Genomic DNA, 16,825 nt, shown 5'->3' on the forward strand with positions numbered 1-16,825 from the left:
CCGGGAATTTTTCAAAGGGACGTCCCTGTCCCTTTGAAAAACGTCGCGCATCCATGCGCGCCGCCCCTGCGGGGTTTGCCCCGAATGGCCTGCCGCTGCGGTATGGGGCCCCAAGAGCGCGGAGCACGAGCAACGACAAGAGCAGCGGCGACAGCAAAGCAAAGCAATAGCTGCTTGGTCCGTGGACCAACCTAGCCTGGATCTTCACTGCCAGCAGCATCTTGCTCACACATGCCGCAACAGCGTAATGATCTGGTGGAACAGCGCGACCAAGCTGCGCCACACCAGATAAAACTTTTGGTGCGCCTAATTCTCCAAGCGCACGGCGCCGTAGGCACCGCGCAGCAACATAGGGCAACCGCAACCGCAACCGCAACCGCAACCGCATCAGCAGCGTGTCGCTCGATCAACCCGTCAGCGCGCCAGCGGATGAACACCTTTGATTTAGCAACCAAGCGCCCGGGCACAACCATCATCGATGCGAAGCAACCCGCAAGGATCCAGGCACCCCTGCCTTTCGTCACTTCCAACAGCCACCGACCTCGGCGCATCGTCCTGCGCAATCGTCCGCATCCCACGCCGCCACAGGTGACCCAATGCATCACCCCACTCCCGCCGCATCCCGCGTACGTCGTCTTGCACACTGGTCACGCAAGGAGCTGCTGCCGCTGTGCGTGATGCTGGTGTTGCTCACCGCTGCACGTTCGTCGTTTGCCAACCACTACCAGGTGCCGAGCGGGTCGATGCAGCCCACCCTGCAGCCGGGCGATCGCGTGGCGGTGGATATGCGCGCCTATGGCTGGCGGTTGCCGCTGAGCAACGCGATCGTGCTGGCCGGTGCGCAGCCGCAGCGGGGTGATGTGGTGGTGTTCGATTCGCCACGCGATGGCACGCGGTTGATCAAGCGCGTGGTTGCGGTGGGTGGTGACCATGTGGTGCTGCACGACGGGCACCTGCAGATCAACGGGCAGCCGCTGGCGCTGGGCGACGGGGACGTGGAACAGATCGGTGGGCAGCTGGCGCAGTTGAATCTGGACCGGGGCGGCGGCCCGGAGATTGCGGGGCTCACCGTGCCGGCAGGGCGGTTGTTGATGCTGGGCGATCACCGTGGCGACAGCCTGGATGGGCGCTTCTTCGGCCTGGTCCCGGCGCAGGAGGTGTATGGCAAGGCGGTGGCGGTGTACTACCGCCGTGGTGAAGGCCTGGAGTGGCGCTCGCTGTAACCCGCGCAATGCGGTGTGTCCGAACACCGCGCTGTAGCGGTCAACCCGCTGGTGTACCGCCCGCGCCAGGTGGTGCTGGAGCGGGGGCGGGGCAATCGCGTGTGAGACACCAGGGCCGCGAGTATCTGGATCTGTCTTCCGGCATCGCGGTCAACGTGCTGGGCGCAACGAGCACTCCACGGCGTTGCGTTGATTCAGTGCCCGCAGCCAACGCGTAGGCAGCAATGCGGTATAGCGACACCCGTGTAGCGCGCAATGTCGCTAGTGGCGCCGATGTGGCGCGCATCGGTGATTGCGCGTTACCGCAGATCACCGGGCTGTTCGAACAAGCGCGCCTCAGCACGAAGCAAAGCGCGCAGCAGCGTCAGCACATCAGCTCACAGCGCTGGCACCATCCCATCGGCTGCGTCGGCCCGCACGCTGCGCCGCCACCAGCGTGCCGTGTTGGCCGGTGCCGTCAGGTCCACGCGCTCGCCCATGCACGGCGTTGCCACCGGCACGCCGGCGGTCTCGGCCAGCGCGACGATGCGGTCGAGCGGGTCGTGCCAGCTGTGCATGGCCAGATCGAAGGTGCCGTTGTGGATCGGCAACAAGGTGCGCGCGCCGAGATCCAGAAACGCCTGCAGGCTCTGTTCCGGATACATGTGCACGTGCGGCCATTGCTGGTCGTAAGCGCCGTTTTCGATCAGCGCCACATCGAACGGGCCGAGCTGCTCACCGATGGTCTTGAAGTGCGGCGCGTACCCACCGTCGCCACTGAAGAACACCCGCAGTTCCTCGTGCTGGATCACCCACGAGCACCACAGCGAACGGCCGCTATCGAACAACCCGCGCCCGGAAAAGTGCTGCGATGGCGTGGCGGTGAGCTGCACACCGTCCACGTTGAGCGAGTCCCACCAGTCCAGCTGGCGCACCTTGGCCGGGTCCACGCCCCAGCGCACCAGTAAATCGCCCACGCCCAGCGGCGCGACGAACACGCCAACGCGGTCGGCCAGTGCGCGGATGGTGGCGCGGTCCAGGTGGTCGTAGTGGTTGTGCGACAGGATCACCCCGGCCAGCGGCGGCAGGTCGGCCAGCGCAATCGGCGGGGCATGGAAGCGTTTGGGGCCGGCGAAGGAAAACGGCGAGGCGCGCTTGGCAAACACCGGGTCGGTCAGCCAGAAACCGCCGGCCAGCTTCAGCAACACGGTGGAGTGGCCAAGCCGGTACAGGCTGCGGTCCGGCGCGGCGAGCAGCTGCGCGCGAGTCAGCGGCAACACCGGCGGCGGCGTGGACGGTACCGTGTCACGTGGCTTGTCGAAGAAGAACGTCCACAGCAACCGCAGCTGCTCGCCCAGGCGCAGCGAGGTGGTCAGCGTGGGCTGGGCGTTGCGAAACCGGCCATTGCGGAACTGCGGCGAAGCGGCATAAGCGGAAGAAGGGGGGGGCACGGGCGAAGTCCGTCGGCGGGGGAAGTGATTACACTGCACAGTGTAGTTTCTGTGGCGTTAAAGTAAACTGCCCGGTGTAAAATCGGCGCATGTCCATTCACTCGTCTACTCCCGCCGCGCCGCAGCGGCTGACCGACCGTAAGCGTCACGCGATCCTGGAAGCGGCGATCGCCGAGTTCCGCCAGCAGGGCTTCGAGGCGACCAGCATGGACCGCATTGCGGCCACCGCTGGCGTCTCCAAGCGCACGGTTTACAACCATTTCCCCAGCAAGGACACGCTGTTCGGCGAGATTCTGCGCGGGTTGTGGCAGCGCAGTGCCGAGGCGGTGAGCCTGGCGTATCAGCCCGGCCAGCCATTGCGGCCGCAGCTGCTGGAGTTGCTGCAGCAGAAGCTGCGGCTGCTGGAAGACCCGGCCTTCATCGATCTATCCCGCGTGGCGATTGCCGAGGGCATCCACTCGCCGGCGCGGGCACGCGAACTGCTCGCGCAGCTGGGCAGCAAGGAGGAAGGCACCACCACCTGGGTACGCGCCGCGCTGGCCGACGGCCGCCTGGTGGCAGTGGACCCGGCCTTCGCCGCGCAGCAATTGCAGGCCCTGGTGAAGGGCTTTGCGTTCTGGCCACAGCTGGCCCTGGGCCAGCCGGCGCTGTCGCCGGAAGAGCAGGCGCAGGTCGCGGCGTCGGCGGTGGACATGTTCCTGGGCGTGTACGCGCGTCAGTGAGTGCGCATTGCGCGTGCCGGGCGTTGGCTCTCGGATGGTGGGCACGCGCGCAAGCCGCTACAGATGACCTGCGCAAGTCGGCACTTACATAGGCAAGCCGTGCTGCCGCCGTCGCGTTGGCGCAGCAACTCCTGGAGACGCCCAGCTGTGCCGCCCACGACCTGCGGGTCACGCGCTTCCAGCGAAGCGGCCTGCAGGCCGAGCGGCCCCGCAGTCGCCGCTAGTCCTTCGACCACACCGCCAGCGCATAACCATGCGGATCGGTGAAGTGGAAGCGCCGCCCGCCGGGAAAGGCGAACACCGGCCGGGTGATCCGCCCGCCGGCGGCTTCGATGCGCGCCTGGCTCTGTGCCAGGTCATCGGAGTCCAGCACCACCAGGGCACCGCCGGGCTGCGGCGTGCCGTGGAAGAATCCGCCGCTGAGCCGGCCATCGCGGAACTCGCAGTAGTCGGGGCCATAGTCCTGGAAGGTCCACGCGAAGGCCTGGCCGTAAAAGGCCTTGGCGGCGGCGATCGAGGTGACGGCGAATTCGAGATAGTCGATACGGTGCTGGGTGTCCACGGCGGGTCCTTGCGAAGGCGAGGGGGACCCAGCATGCCGGCCGCACGGCCCCGTGGCTTGGCGAAAACGGCCAACTCACCGCGCGTGTTGCTGCACCAGCTCGCGCGGCGCCAGCCCGGCCAGCTGGCGGGCATCGCGTACCAGGTGCGGCGCATCGCCGTAACCTGCGGCCAGCGCGGCGTCGGTCAGGGTGCGGTGCCGGTGTGCAATGGCCAGAAAGCGCTGCAGCCGCAGGATCCGCTCCAGGGTCTTGGCGCCGTAGCCGAAGGCGGTCTGGCAGCGCCGCCGCAGCCCACGCTCGCTGATGCCCAGCGTGGCGGTGAGCGCGGCCATCTGCATCGGCATGCCGGCCGCCAGCTGTGCGAACAGCCAGGCCATGGTCGGGTCGCTGCGGCCAGCGTGCTGCTGACACAGTGCCTGCAGCGTCAGCACGGGGTCGGCGCCGTCTTCGAGCCGGTGCTGCCAGGCCAGCCCGGCGGTGCCCCACAACGCATCCAATGCCACGCGCTGGTCGGTGAGCGTGTGCAATGCGGTGCCCAGCACCGCCGTGGCCGCCCCGGGCGCCAGGCGCACACCGCTGAGCACGCGTCCGGCCGGCACGCAGGCCAGGTTGGCTGCGCGATCCGGCCCGGCGACGAACAGCTGCGCACCATCCCAGATCAGGTCGACATGCCCGTCGGGCAGCACCCGCACCGGCGCGTCCGCCACCGCACCCTGGCGAAATCGCCAGCTGCACAGCAGTTGCCCGCGCAACGCAGCGGGTGCGGCGCGTTCGGCATAACGGCTCGCAAGGTCGGTCATCGTGGCGGGCAGGGCGCGTGGACGTAGAGCGCTCAGCGTAGCGCGCGTTCAGCGCTCGGAGTGACCACTCTCGTCGTAGCCGCGCGGGGTGAACAGGTCCGGCTGGATCAGCTCGATAAAAGCGCGTGCCTGCGGCGAGAGGTATTTGCCCTTACGCACCACAACGCCGTAGCTGCGCGTGGGGAAATAGTCCTTGAGCGAGCGGGCGGCGAGTTTGTCGCGGTCGGCATCAGTCAGGCAGATCGCGGTGACGATCGAAATGCCCATCCCCATCGCCACGTATTGCTTGATCACCTCCCAGCCGCCGACTTCCAGCGCCACCGTGTAGGGCACGCGCGCCTGCTGAAAGACCAGATCGACCAGGCGATAGGTCACCTGCCGGCGCGGTGGCAGGATCAACGGATACGGCGACAGGTCCTGCAGCGAGACCGTGCGCTGTCTGGCCAGCGGGTGGTCGGGCGGGGTGATCAGCAACTGCTCGAAGCGGTAGACCGGCGCGTAGTGGAGGTCGGCCGGCACGTCCAGCATCGAACCGATCGCCAGATCCACTGCGTCTTCGCGCAGCAGGTCAGTGCCGTCGGCGCTGATGGCGTTGTGCAGGGTCAGGCGCACGTCCGGATGGCGCGCGCGGAAGTTCTCCACGATGCGCGGCAGCAGATACAGGATGGTGGAGCTGTTGGCGGCGATGTTGAGTTCGCCGGCGTCCAGCCCGCGCACCTTCTCGCGGAAGGCGGCCTCCAGGCCGTCCAGGCTTTCCACCAGCGGCAGCGCCATGTCGTACAGCAGCTGGCCCTCGCGGCTGGGCGCCAACCGCCGGCCGGAGCGTTCGAACAGCGCCACCCCCAGGTCACGCTCCAGCGCCTGCAATTGCAGGGTCACCGCCGGCTGGCTCACATATAGCGCCTCAGCGGCGCGTGAGACAGAGCCCAGTCGCACGGTCTGGCAGAACGCCCGCAGCGGCTTGAGGCGGTCGGATTTGTAGGAAAACCGCGGGGTTGGCGCCATGGCTTTAGGGCTCAGCGACTAACTATAAGTTAGGCTTATTTACAGCATTGATAAAACTGCTTTGTCAAATAGATTGCCGAGGCGCAGGTTGGAGCTCCGGATCACACCAGGATTCCCCCAATGTCTGCCACCGCCGCTTCCGCCCGTCCCGCCGCCGCTGACCGTGCCACACCCGGCGTGTCGCTGACCACCCAGCTGGCGGGTCAGGCCGAGCTGCTCCCCGCTGCCGCGCTGGCCCTGCTGGTGTCGCTGCACCGGGCGATCGAGCCCGGCCGCCAGCAGCGGCTGGCGCAGCGTCGCAGCCGCCAGGCCGCGTTCGACGCCGGCCAGTTGCCCGACTTCCGCACTGACACCCGCGCCATCCGCGCCGGCGACTGGCGCGTGGCCGAACTGCCGGCCGCCCTGCAGGACCGCCGGGTCGAGATCACCGGCCCCACCGATCCGAAGATGGTCATCAACGCGCTGAACTCCGGCGCCAAGGTGTTCATGGCCGACTTCGAAGATTCCACCGCGCCCACCTGGCGCAACCTGCTGACCGGGCAGCGCACGTTGGCGGCGGCGGTGCGCGGCGAGCTCACATTCGACGCGCCCAACGGCAAGCACTACGCGCTGCGTCCGGAACACGAACGTGCGGTGCTGATCGTGCGCCCGCGTGGCTGGCACCTGGACGAAAAGCACGTGTTGATCGATGGTCAGCCGATGGCCGGCGGCTTGTTCGATGCGGCGCTGTTCGCCTTCCACAACGCACGCACGCTGATGGCCAAGGACCGCGGCCCATACCTGTATCTGCCCAAGTTGCAGAGCATGGAAGAAGCCGCGCTGTGGGAGACCGCGCTGGCGCATATCGAAGCGATGCTCGGCCTACCGCACGGGCAGATCAAGGTCACCGTGCTGATCGAAACGCTGCCGGCGGTGTTCGAGATGGACGAGATCCTGCACGCCTTGCGCGCACGCATCGTCGGGCTCAATTGCGGCCGTTGGGACTACATCTTTTCGTACCTGAAAACCTTTCGCGCACATCCGGACCGCGTGCTGCCCGAGCGTGGCCAGGTCACCATGACCCAGCCGTTTCTCAAGGCGTATTCGGAACTGCTGATCAAGACCTGCCATCGTCGCGGCGCGCATGCAATGGGCGGCATGGCCGCGCAGATTCCAATCAACCACGACGAGGCCGCCAACGAACAGGCCATGGCGCGCGTGCGTGCCGACAAGCTGCGCGAGGTCAGTGCCGGCCATGACGGCACCTGGGTGGCGCACCCGGCACTGATTCCGGTGGCGATGGCAGTGTTCGACGAGCACATGCCCACCGCGCATCAACACCATGTGCTGCGTAACGATGTGCAGGTCACCTCCGACATGTTGATTGCCACACCGCCCGGCGGCATCACCCGCGCCGGTTTCGAGGGCAATGTCGAGGTCTGCGTGCGTTACCTGGCCGCATGGCTGGACGGCAATGGCTGCGTGCCCATCCATAACCTGATGGAAGATGCGGCCACTGCGGAAATCAGCCGCGCGCAGCTGTGGCAGTGGCTGCATCACGGCCGCCATCTCGATGACGGCACCGCCATCGACCAGCACCTGCTCGACACCACTCTGCGGCAGTTGCCGGCGCGCCTGGGCGCCACTGCTGGCATGCCGGGCGGCGCACGTATCGCCGAGGCCATCGGCTTGCTCGACCAACTGAGCCGCGCCGAGGAACTGGCCGACTTCCTCACGGTTCCAGCGTATCGCCTGATCGACTGACCGCCGCGCGCATGCGCCAGCTACGGCAGGCGCATGCGCGCACACCGATGCACCCGAGAACACCCGCGTTGCAGCTGCGTGCTGCGCGCAACGGCAACGCCTTGCCTGCAATCACGCAGCACCGCACCCCATCACACCGCCCAACACCGCTGCATTTGCCCCATCCCTGCCCGAGGAGACGCACGATGAGCACACCGCTGCAGACCGCCGAACAGATTCAGCATGACTGGGCCACCCACCCGCGCTGGGCCGGCATCACCCGCAATTACAGCGCCACCGATGTGGTGCGCCTGCGCGGCACCGTGCACGTCGAGCATTCGCTGGCACGGCTGGGCGCGGACAAACTCTGGACATCGCTGCATGCCACGCCCTTCGTCAACGCCTTGGGCGCGCTCACCGGCAACCAGGCGATGCAGCAGGTCAAGGCCGGCTTGAAGGCGATCTATCTCTCCGGTTGGCAGGTGGCGGCCGACGCCAATCTGGCCGGGCAGATGTATCCGGACCAATCGCTGTACCCGGCCGATTCGGTGCCGGCGGTAGTCAAGCGCATCAACAACACCTTGCTGCGCGCCGATCAGTTGCACCATGCCGAAGGCGATGATGCGATCGACTTCCTGCAGCCGATCGTGGCCGATGCCGAAGCCGGTTTCGGTGGCGTGCTCAATGCCTTCGAACTGATGAAGGCGATGATCGAAGCTGGCGCGGCCGGCGTGCATTTCGAGGACCAGTTGGCCTCGGTGAAAAAATGCGGACACATGGGTGGCAAGGTGTTGGTGCCCACCCGCGAGGCGATCGAGAAATTGAATGCCGCGCGGCTGGCCGCCGATGTGCTGGGCGTGCCCACCGTCTTGATCGCACGCACCGACGCCGAAGCCGCCGATCTGATCACCAGCGACGTGGACGACAACGACCGCGGTTTCACCACCGGCGAGCGCACTGTGGAAGGCTTCTTCAAGACCCGCAACGGCCTGGACCAGGCCATCAGCCGCGGCCTGGCCTATGCGCCGTACGCGGATGTGATCTGGTGCGAAACCGGCAAGCCTGACCTGGAATTTGCCCGCGCCTTTGCGCAAGCCATCCATGCCAAGTTCCCCGGCAAGCTGCTGGCCTACAACTGCTCGCCCAGCTTCAACTGGAAGAAGAACCTGGACGACGCCACCATCGCCAGGTTCCAGACCGAACTGGCCAGCTATGGTTACAAGTTCCAGTTCATCACCCTGGCCGGCTTCCACGCGCTGAATTACGGTATGTTCCACCTCGCCCATGGCTATGCGCGCAGCCAGATGAGTGCCTTTGTCGAGCTGCAGCAAGCCGAGTTCGCGGCGGCAGAGCGTGGCTTCACTGCGGTCAAGCACCAGCGCGAAGTGGGCACCGGCTACTTCGATGCAGTGACGCAGGCGATCCAGCAGGGGCAGTCCTCGACCACCGCGTTGCGTGGCTCCACCGAAGAAGCACAGTTTCACGGCGAGAAGGCGGCTTAGCCTGCAGCGGGCCGCCAGCGTGCCGACCCCGGGAGGGGGAAGGGTCCGGGAAACCGGACCCTTTTTTTGCGCTGAAAACCCGTCATTTCGTCTCTTTGTCTGTGAGAACAAGTGTGATCTGGTGCTGAACAAAACCCTCATGTACGATTCGGTGACGGGCCGGCGCTGCAGGTCGGCCTAAGGGATCTGGATGACCTGCCATACCTCCAACGGCGCCGTCGAACCGACTGGAAGCGTTGCCAAAACGCTGTCCGACGGGCTGCATGCCTTGATGACCGCTGAAGAACTCGCGTTTTTCGCGCGTTTCGGCCGTATGCGCGAGATCGCTGCAGGCCAGGCCTTGTTCGAACGCGGCGCGGTGGGCACGCAGATGTTCATCGTGGTCACCGGCCAGATCGACCTGGATTTCGGCGAAGACCTGATGCTCAAGCATCTGGGCCCGGGCGAGTTCTTTGGCGAGCTCGGCCTGCTGATCGGCGACCACGCCCGCAGTGCCGGCGCCAGCGCTTCGGTCGACAGCCGCCTGATCGAACTGGCACATGACGATTTCCAGCGCCTGGTCGATCACGACCCGTCGATGGTGGCGCACTTCCTGCGCCGCTCCATCGTGCGCGTGGTCAATAACGAGCAATTGCTGATCCGCCAGCTGCGCCGCCGCAACCACGACCTGGAAGCGGCGCTGGACAATCTCTACGTCACCTCGCATCAGCTCAACCACACTGAAGAACTCAGCCGCACCGACGAGCTCACCGGCCTGCACAACCGCCGCGGCCTCGCGCTGCATTTGCAGGAATGTCGCCGCGGTGGCGGCGCGCCGGGCGTGGGCCTGATCCTGATCGACTGCGACCGCTTCAAACACATCAATGACGAGTACGGCCACCTGGCCGGCGACCGCGTGCTGCAGAACGTTGCCCACGCGCTGCGCTCGGTGATCGCCGAAGGCGACCTGGTCTGCCGCCTGGGCGGTGACGAATTCTGCGTGCTGGTGGCGCAAGGCTCGATCGAGCTGGTGCAACACATGGGCGAATGCATCGTCAACGCAGTGCAGGCGCGCCAGGCCAGCAGCCCGGATGGCTGCCACAGTTGCTCGGTGAGCGTGGGCGTCTGCAGCATCGACGCCAGCACCTCCTACAACGACTGGTATACGCGCGCGGACACTGCGCTGTACCAGGCCAAGCGCCAGGGCGGCAACAGCCTGTGCGTCTATGAAGCCTTGCCGTTGGACAACAGCTAAGCGATGACCACCCGCAGCCACGCACGCAAGGAGGCGTCGTCGGAAGCGATCCAGGCACCGCGTCTACGCACCCTGTTGTTGACCGACCTGTGCGATTCCACCGCGCTGGTCGAACGCATCGGCGACAACGCCGCCGCCGCACTGTTCCGCGAGCACGACCATCTGGTGGTCAAGCTGCAGCAGCACTGGCGCGGACGCTTGATCGACCGCTCCGATGGCCTGCTGCTGTTGTTCGATCGCCCGATCGACGGCCTGGGCTTTGCACTGGATTACGCGCGCGGCCTCAAGCTACTGGGCGAGACGCGCGACCTGGTCGTGCGTGCGCGCCAGGGCCTGCACGTGGGCGAAGTGCTCACCTGGCGCAATAGCGATGAAGCGGTGAGCATTGGCGCCAAACCGCTGGAAGTAGAAGGCCTGGCCAAGCCCACCGCAGCCCGCCTGATGTCGATGGCCCGGCCCGGGCAAATCCTGCTCTCGGCGGTGGCCGAATCACTCACCCACCGCGCCGCCCGCGAACTCGGCACGCCCAGCGAGCGCCTGCTGTGGAAATCCCACGGCCGCTGGCGCTTCAAGGGCATGCCCACGCCGATGGAGATCTACGAAGTCGGCGAAGTCGGCCTCACGCCGCTGCGCGCGCCAAAGAGTTCTGCCAAGGCATGGCGGGATATTCCGTTGTGGCGGCGGCCGGCGGCGTTGCTTGCCGAGGCGCTATTGGTGACCACGGTGTGTGTTGCGATCTGGTTCTTCACCCGCGCCGAGCCCGCAATTGCGTTCGCCGAACGTGACTGGGTGGTGGTGGGGGATCTGCGGAACCTGACTGGCAACACGGTGCTCGACAACTCGTTGGAGCAGGCACTGCGGATCAGTCTGGAGCAGTCGCGCTACGTCAATGTGCTGAGCGACATGAAAATGCGTGACACGGTGACGCGCATGAAGCGCGACCCGGACCGTGTAGTTGTCGATCGCGCCATTGCCTCGGAGATTGCGATACGTGATGGCGCCAGCGCCGTCATCCTGCCCACCGTTGCCGAGATCGGCGGCAAGCTGCGCCTGAGTGTGGAGCTGGTGGACCCGCGCACGCAGACCACGGTGTACTCGGAGTTCGTGCAGGGAAATGGGCTGCCGTCTGCGCTCTCTTCGGTTGATCAGCTCACGCGGAAATTGCGTCAGGGCCTGGGCGAAGTAGTAGCCTCGATCGACAAGACCTCCGTCCCGCTACCGGCGGTTACCACGGCAAGTCTTGATGCGCTGCGCGCCTATGCATTGGGTGTGGATGCCACGGTCAAAGGCCAATGGCGCGAAGGTCTGGAGCTGTTCAATCGCGCGGTCGCCGTCGATCCGGAATTTGCTTTGGCGTATCTCGGCGCCGCCCGGATCAAGGTGGCGGTATCAGACCGCACGGGAGCGCTTCCCTACCTCGACAAGGCCATTCGCTTTCGACAGCGCCTGCCGCAACGTGATCAGCTGTATCTGGACGCCTGGGCGGCAGAGTTGCGTGCGCCGGACAAGGCGCTGTCGTTGTGGAGAACCCTGGCGTCACTGTATCCGGACAACTTCGCCGGGACTGCGAATGCATCGTGGCATCTCTTCGAGGCCAACCGTTTTGCCGAAGCGCTGCCGTACGCGCAGGCTGCCGATGTACCGCAGGATCCGTTGCGCTCGATTGCCGCCGACCGCGTAGGCCGAATTCTGCTGGCCCAGGGCAAGCCGGAGGCGGCGCTGCAGCGCTTTGCCACCTCCGGTGACGCCGATCGCGCTGGTCCGCTGCGGCGGCAAGCCAACGCGTTGGCGGTGCTGGAACGCTACCCAGACGCGCAGCGCGTGCTCGACCAGATCGTGGGCAATGGCTACAGCAACGATGATGTGGTCCCGTTGATCGACCGCACCAGCATGGCGATCGATCAGGCGGATTGGGACGCGGCACGTAAGGCGATCACGCGCGGCTTGCAGCACAGTCAACAACACGATGACTTCAACCATCGCCAATTCTCGGTCATCGCAGCGACCACCGAGGCGTTGACCACACCTTCCAGCGCAACAGCGACGCTGTTGAGGCCAACACTCGATCGCCTGGCCACTGCGGTCGTCAATGAGGACTGGGCAGCGGCCAACCTGCAGGACAGTGCAGCCATGGTGCTGATCGTTGCCAGTCAGGCGCAGCGCCATGGCGACGATGGCCTGACCGCGCATGCGCTTGCAACGATCGAACCGGCACTCGCACACGAGACACCAATGCTTGCCGAGCTGCGCACCATCGTCGAGGCGCAGCACCTCGCGCTTGCGGGCGACACCAACGGGGCAATCGCACAGTTGCGGCCGCGCGAGGACGACCTGTTTCAGTCCCGCGTTGCGCTCTACAAGCTTTTGAGCGATGCGGGGCGGCATACCGAGGCGTTGGAGCAGGCGCGTTGGCTCACGCAACACCGCGGGCGCGCTTACATCGAAGCCAACGCATCGCAGACATTGCAGCCGCTCAACGTTGCGGATGCGCGTCTTGCCCAGTTGTGGGTTGCCGAGTCGTTGTACGCGCTTGGCCGCAACCAGGCCGCGCGCGAACAGGCGCAGGCGTTTGTTCGCGCCTGGCCCGTCACGCGTCTGCCTGCTTACCTGCGCAGCAGGGTGGAGCGGATACTTTCCGATTCGAAGGCAAAGATGACCGTGTGATTGGTCTTTTCGGTCAGGTAGCTTTGCAGTTCCGCACGGGCCTGGGCGATGTCTTCCTTCGATGCAAGCTGCTGGGTGGTCATGCAGAAGTAGGGCTCGCCCGCGACCGGTGCGCTGTCGTTCGCGCTCGCGCCGCGTGCTCCGATCTGGGCCAGCGCTTGCGCCGGATTGCATTGAAAGCAGTCACGGAAAGTGTCGTCATTGGCAAGCAGTTCAAGCAGCTTGTCAGCGGTGGCTGCGTCTAACGGGGCGTGGACGTTGTTGGCTGGGTCGGTCATTGGTCTGTTCTGAAGGGTGAGGGTGGGTGCAACGCCAGTGAGCTGACACAATATCGACCGTGCTCATGCGTCCTTGAGAGAGTCCCATGCAACTACGTCGCTGTGCCACGCTATTTTTTGAACTTCGCGACGCTGCGGTGTTTGACCTGTCGCAGCTACTCGCAGGAGGCGATGGTCTGCGTCGGCGCATCCGTTGCTTTGCGTTGGCGCCGCATCTGGATGCAGAGGTCGAAATCGCCGCGGCCGATCGCGAGTGGCTGAGTACATTGAGCAGCGTGCGCTGGTGCGCTGTGGATCAGCTGCCATCCTTGCCCGAGTCGCTTGATCAGTTGATCAAGCAAGGCCTGGTGATCAGTGATCAGCCAGAGCACGCACAGCACCGCAGCAACGACGAACAGGTCCAGCAGCAGCGCTGGTGGCCTCTGGCCGCGCTGTGGCATCGCTTTGCACGCTGGCGAGGCGAAGACAGCGTGGCAACGATGGAAGCACAAGGCATGACAACGGCCGAAGGCATGGTGGAGCGTCTCGGCGCACCTCCGCCAGAGGTGGTGGACCGTGGCGACGCTGGCCAGCGAATCCCGTTGCCGCGTGCCACGCCAGGGCCTTTTGATGCGCTGTTGGCCCGCCGCGTGACCTGCCGCAATTTCGACCCGCAACGTTCGCTCTCTGCCGAATTGTTGGGGCAGATGTTGGAGCGCAGCGTCATGGCGCGTGCGCGCGTCGAGGTGGGGCATGACACGGCGTTTCTAAAGAAGCCGGTTCCCTCCGGGGGGAGTCTGCATCCCACGGAAACCTATCTGCTGGTGCAGCGTGTGCAGGGAGTGGACAGTGGGCTGTACCACTATCGCCCGCTGGAGCACGCGCTTCAACGGTTGCCATCGCCTGCGCAGCCGCTTGCTGCTGTTGCGCGCAATGCCCTGTCCGGGCAGCACTGGTTTGCCGATGCGCCGGTGCTGATGATCCTGGCGCCACGCTTCTTGCGTAGTTTCTGGAAGTATCGCAATCACGCCAAGGCCTATCGCGCGATGATCCTGGACGTGGGGCATATCGCACAGACCGTCTATCTCAGTGCGACCGATCTTGGGTTGGGCGCGTTTGTCACCTCTGCCATCAATGAGGTCGACATCGAACAAGTGCTCGGGCTCGACGGGCTGCAGGACGGGCCATTGGCCATCTGCGGATTTGGCTGGCGTGCCGAGCAGATGCGCAACACGGAGCTGGACCCTGGCGGTGCAATCTGGTCGCAAGCAGGTAATCCAGCGCAGGCTGGTAACCACGTGTAAGGCCAAGTTCAAGCTGTCCGCGCCAACGATCCGAGAGGCGAGAGCGAGGAGCGCCACACGCAGCGCGTGCGCCAGACATCGGTTCCAGAATAGATACAACACTGGCTGGCCCCAGCGATACGGCCTGAATTTTCGCGCTGCAAAAATAACCACGTAGAGCGGTTCGTCGCCAGCGTCCGCTGGCGACGAACCGCATCGGCAGGCCTACTTCCGAATCGCCTGCGTATGCGTCTTCAACGCATCGGCCAGGCCAGTGATGCGGTCTGCGCCCTCGGGCACGGTGATGCTGGAGCCTTCGAAGTCTGCGCCGATGGGTTGTGCGCGGCCGCCCAGGCATTGGCTCAGGAACCCTTCGGTCACTGCGCTGAACGCCTTGCTGTTCTCTGGCCGCTTGAAGCCGTGGCCTTCGTCGGGGAACAGCACGTAGGTCACCGGGATGTTCTTGGCCTTCATGGCGTTGACGATCTGGTCGCTTTCGGCCTGTTTGACGCGCGGGTCGTTGGCGCCCTGGCCGATCAGTAGCGGTTTGCTGATCTTGTCGACGTGGCTGAGCGGCGAGCGTTCGGTGAGCCACTGCTTGCCGGCGGCGGTGGCCGGGTCGCCCATGCGTTTGGTCAGTTGCTTGTAGAAGCTGGCCCAATAGGGCGGCACGGTGCCGAGCAAGGTGTTGAGGTTGGCCGGGCCCACGATGTCCACGCCGCACTTGAACGCGTCCGGGGTGAAGGTCATGCCCACCAGCGTTGCGTATCCACCGTAGCTGCCGCCCATGATGGCGACGTCCTGCGGCGTGGTGACGCCCTGTTTGACCGCCCATTGCACGGCATCGAGCAGGTCGTCGTGCATCTTGCCGGCCCACTCGCCGTTGCCGGCATTGGTGAACGCCTTGCCGAAGCCGGTGGAGCCGCGGAAGTTCACCGACAGCACCGCGTAGCCGCGGTTGGCCAGCCATTGCTCGTACGCGCCATAGCCATAACTGTCGCGCGCCCACGGGCCGCCGTGCACGAACAGCACCAACGGCACTGCTTTATCGGCCTTGCCATCATGGTTGCTGTCGGCCTCGGCCGGTAGCGACAGGTAGCTGACCAGTTTCAGGCCGTCGCGCGCCGCAATCTCCTGCGGCCACATCGGCACCAGCGGTTTGCCCTCCAGCGCCGGGCGTGCGGAGAACAGCTTGGTGAGCTTGCCGCCATTGGCACGGTCGTAGCGGTAGTAGGTCAGCGGGGTTTCGGCGGCCGAATAGGCGACGATCCAGGTGCGGTCATCGAGCGTGCGTGCGGCAATGCCGGCATCGCCTGGGCCGAGTGATTTGAGCTTCTGCAGGTCGGCGGCGATGCTGGTGTCCAGCGTCTTCCACTCTTCGCGCAGATAGTCGGTGGACACGGCCTGCACCACGCCGGTCTTGGGGTCGTTCAAGGTGCTGCCGGCATCGGCGCGCGGGTCTTCGAACAGCAGCGTGCGTGCATTGCTGGCGGTGTCGATCGCGTACAGCGCGGCGGTATCGCGGTTACGCGAGTCCAGCATGTAGAGCGTCTTGCCGTCATCGGTGAGGCCGGCCGGCGCGGTGTTGGTGACATCCTCGAACGGGATGCGGTCCACGCTCTTCCAACTCTTGCCCTCGGGCACCAGTAACTCGCGGCCGGCGTCATCGGTGGCGCGGGTGGCGTAGCGCAGCTGGTAATTGCCATCGAGCAGGTAGCTGTCCAGGCTGTCGGTGTTCTTTTGCATCAGGGTGCGTGTGCCCGAGGCCAGGTCGACCTTGTACAGGTCGTGCCATTTGGCATCACGATCGTTCATGCCAACCATGATCGCGTCCGGATGCTGGTCGCTGATGCCGTACACCTCGGCATTGGTCTTCTTGAACGGGGTGAGGTCCTTGCTGCTGCCATCGCTGAGGTTGACGGCATAGAGGTGGAAGTCCTCATCGCCGCCGGTGTCGCGCAAATAGAGCAAGGTGTCGCTGTGATAGGTCCAGTAATAACTGCGGATGCCGCGTGCGGTGTCCTTGGTGATGGCGCGCGCCTTGTCCGGCGCGTCGACCGGCGCCACCCAGACGTTGAGCACGCCATCCAGTGGCGCGACCCAGCTGAGATATTTGCCATCGGGGCTGATGCGCACGCTGGCGCGCTCGGGATTGCCGAACAGGGCGTCGCGGGGAATCAATTCGGGCGCTGTGGCGGGCGCGGTCGCTGCCGGTGCCGCAGCGGGGGCGGCGGCGTCAGCGGTGTTGGCGGGCGCGGATTTGTCGCTGCAGGCGCTGAGCGCCAGGAGCAGGCTGGATGCGAGAAGCAGGCGTTGCATGAAAGCCTCCGGAGGGAACCTCGGCCAATCCAGCCGAAGCAGCCACGCTAGAGGCAGCGGCCGCCCCAAGGGACGTGCCGTTGGTCACGCTGGCGGATGCA

At 65.5% G+C, this 16,825-nt stretch carries 14 protein-coding genes; 7 read left to right on the forward strand and 7 right to left on the reverse strand.

Going from position 1 to position 16,825, the window contains the following annotated elements; genetic code table 11:
- A partial coding sequence (locus QRM89_RS06445) for a hypothetical protein (protein WP_285447567.1) occupies positions 1-229 on the reverse strand: 229 nt, incomplete at its 3' end.
- Positions 230-596: 367 nt separating this feature from the next.
- Between QRM89_RS06445 and lepB the strand changes: the two genes are divergently transcribed.
- The gene (gene lepB, locus QRM89_RS06450) at positions 597-1,223 is read left to right on the forward strand and encodes a signal peptidase I (RefSeq protein ID WP_103700489.1); all 627 of its coding nucleotides are present in this window, start codon (positions 597-599) and stop codon (positions 1,221-1,223) included.
- Between the two features lie 377 nt (positions 1,224-1,600).
- Here lepB and QRM89_RS06455 read toward each other — a convergent pair whose 3' ends face one another.
- The gene (locus QRM89_RS06455; protein WP_285447568.1) at positions 1,601-2,653 is read right to left on the reverse strand and encodes an MBL fold metallo-hydrolase; all 1,053 of its coding nucleotides are present in this window, start codon (positions 2,651-2,653) and stop codon (positions 1,601-1,603) included.
- A gap of 89 nt (positions 2,654-2,742) precedes the next feature.
- On the opposite strand from QRM89_RS06455, the gene QRM89_RS06460 reads away from it, so the two are divergent.
- Positions 2,743-3,375 (forward strand): TetR/AcrR family transcriptional regulator, encoded by a 633-nt coding sequence (locus QRM89_RS06460; protein ID WP_115572128.1) that lies wholly within the window; start codon positions 2,743-2,745, stop codon positions 3,373-3,375.
- A 220-nt stretch (positions 3,376-3,595) separates the two neighbouring features.
- On the opposite strand, the gene QRM89_RS06465 is transcribed toward QRM89_RS06460, so the two are convergent.
- The 3 genes from QRM89_RS06465 to QRM89_RS06475 form a co-directional block, all read right to left on the reverse strand.
- A complete protein-coding gene (locus QRM89_RS06465) occupies positions 3,596-3,937 on the reverse strand; it encodes a VOC family protein (protein ID WP_285447569.1) in 342 nt (113 codons plus the stop codon).
- Positions 3,938-4,012: 75 nt separating this feature from the next.
- On the reverse strand, positions 4,013-4,738 hold the full coding sequence (locus tag QRM89_RS06470; protein ID WP_285447570.1) for a helix-turn-helix domain-containing protein: 726 nt from the start codon (positions 4,736-4,738) through the stop codon (positions 4,013-4,015).
- A gap of 48 nt (positions 4,739-4,786) precedes the next feature.
- On the reverse strand, positions 4,787-5,743 hold the full coding sequence (locus tag QRM89_RS06475; protein ID WP_012437041.1) for a LysR family transcriptional regulator: 957 nt from the start codon (positions 5,741-5,743) through the stop codon (positions 4,787-4,789).
- Between the two features lie 120 nt (positions 5,744-5,863).
- Between QRM89_RS06475 and aceB the strand changes: the two genes are divergently transcribed.
- The 4 genes from aceB to QRM89_RS06495 all read left to right on the forward strand — a co-directional run bounded on the left by aceB (position 5,864) and on the right by QRM89_RS06495 (position 12,865).
- The gene (gene aceB / locus QRM89_RS06480) at positions 5,864-7,486 is read left to right on the forward strand and encodes a malate synthase A (protein WP_285447571.1); all 1,623 of its coding nucleotides are present in this window, start codon (positions 5,864-5,866) and stop codon (positions 7,484-7,486) included.
- 185 nt (positions 7,487-7,671) lie between these two features.
- Positions 7,672-8,967 carry an isocitrate lyase gene (aceA, locus tag QRM89_RS06485; RefSeq protein ID WP_103700496.1) on the forward strand — a complete coding sequence of 432 codons (1,296 nt, stop codon included), beginning with the start codon at positions 7,672-7,674 and terminating at the stop codon, positions 8,965-8,967.
- A 190-nt stretch (positions 8,968-9,157) separates the two neighbouring features.
- On the forward strand, positions 9,158-10,201 hold the full coding sequence (locus QRM89_RS06490) for a GGDEF domain-containing protein (RefSeq protein WP_011035494.1): 1,044 nt from the start codon (positions 9,158-9,160) through the stop codon (positions 10,199-10,201).
- Positions 10,202-10,204: 3 nt separating this feature from the next.
- Positions 10,205-12,865, forward strand: a complete 2,661-nt coding sequence (locus tag QRM89_RS06495) for a putative peptide modification system cyclase (protein WP_285447572.1) — start codon at positions 10,205-10,207, stop codon at positions 12,863-12,865.
- Here the strand turns inward: QRM89_RS06495 and QRM89_RS06500 are convergent.
- Complete coding sequence (locus tag QRM89_RS06500) at positions 12,805-13,143, reverse strand: NHLP-related RiPP peptide (RefSeq protein WP_161960243.1); 339 nt, start codon at positions 13,141-13,143, stop codon at positions 12,805-12,807. The genes QRM89_RS06495 and QRM89_RS06500 overlap by 61 nt on opposite strands.
- 86 nt (positions 13,144-13,229) lie before the next feature.
- Between QRM89_RS06500 and QRM89_RS06505 the strand changes: the two genes are divergently transcribed.
- The gene (locus QRM89_RS06505; protein WP_119960602.1) at positions 13,230-14,426 is read left to right on the forward strand and encodes a putative peptide maturation dehydrogenase; all 1,197 of its coding nucleotides are present in this window, start codon (positions 13,230-13,232) and stop codon (positions 14,424-14,426) included.
- Between the two features lie 204 nt (positions 14,427-14,630).
- On the opposite strand, the gene QRM89_RS06510 is transcribed toward QRM89_RS06505, so the two are convergent.
- Complete coding sequence (locus tag QRM89_RS06510) at positions 14,631-16,724, reverse strand: S9 family peptidase (protein ID WP_285447573.1); 2,094 nt, start codon at positions 16,722-16,724, stop codon at positions 14,631-14,633.
- Positions 16,725-16,825 lie beyond the last annotated feature (101 nt).

Source organism: Xanthomonas sp. LMC-A-07, assembly GCF_030208825.1.
Lineage (GTDB): Bacteria > Pseudomonadota > Gammaproteobacteria > Xanthomonadales > Xanthomonadaceae > Xanthomonas > Xanthomonas campestris.

Excerpts from the sequence above, each read along its gene's own strand:
- QRM89_RS06490 (WP_011035494.1), top strand. The coding sequence starts at position 9,158 with ATGACCTGCCATACCTCCAACGGCGCCGTCGAACCGACTGGAAGCGTT.
- lepB (WP_103700489.1), top strand. The coding sequence starts at position 597 with ATGCATCACCCCACTCCCGCCGCATCCCGCGTACGTCGTCTTGCACAC.
- QRM89_RS06475 (WP_012437041.1), bottom strand. The coding sequence starts at position 5,743 with ATGGCGCCAACCCCGCGGTTTTCCTACAAATCCGACCGCCTCAAGCCG.
- QRM89_RS06500 (WP_161960243.1), bottom strand. The coding sequence starts at position 13,143 with ATGACCGACCCAGCCAACAACGTCCACGCCCCGTTAGACGCAGCCACC.
- aceA (WP_103700496.1), top strand. The coding sequence starts at position 7,672 with ATGAGCACACCGCTGCAGACCGCCGAACAGATTCAGCATGACTGGGCC.
- QRM89_RS06495 (WP_285447572.1), top strand. The coding sequence starts at position 10,205 with ATGACCACCCGCAGCCACGCACGCAAGGAGGCGTCGTCGGAAGCGATC.
- QRM89_RS06460 (WP_115572128.1), top strand. The coding sequence starts at position 2,743 with ATGTCCATTCACTCGTCTACTCCCGCCGCGCCGCAGCGGCTGACCGAC.
- aceB (WP_285447571.1), top strand. The coding sequence starts at position 5,864 with ATGTCTGCCACCGCCGCTTCCGCCCGTCCCGCCGCCGCTGACCGTGCC.
- QRM89_RS06505 (WP_119960602.1), top strand. The coding sequence starts at position 13,230 with ATGCAACTACGTCGCTGTGCCACGCTATTTTTTGAACTTCGCGACGCT.
- QRM89_RS06510 (WP_285447573.1), bottom strand. The coding sequence starts at position 16,724 with ATGCAACGCCTGCTTCTCGCATCCAGCCTGCTCCTGGCGCTCAGCGCC.
- QRM89_RS06470 (WP_285447570.1), bottom strand. The coding sequence starts at position 4,738 with ATGACCGACCTTGCGAGCCGTTATGCCGAACGCGCCGCACCCGCTGCG.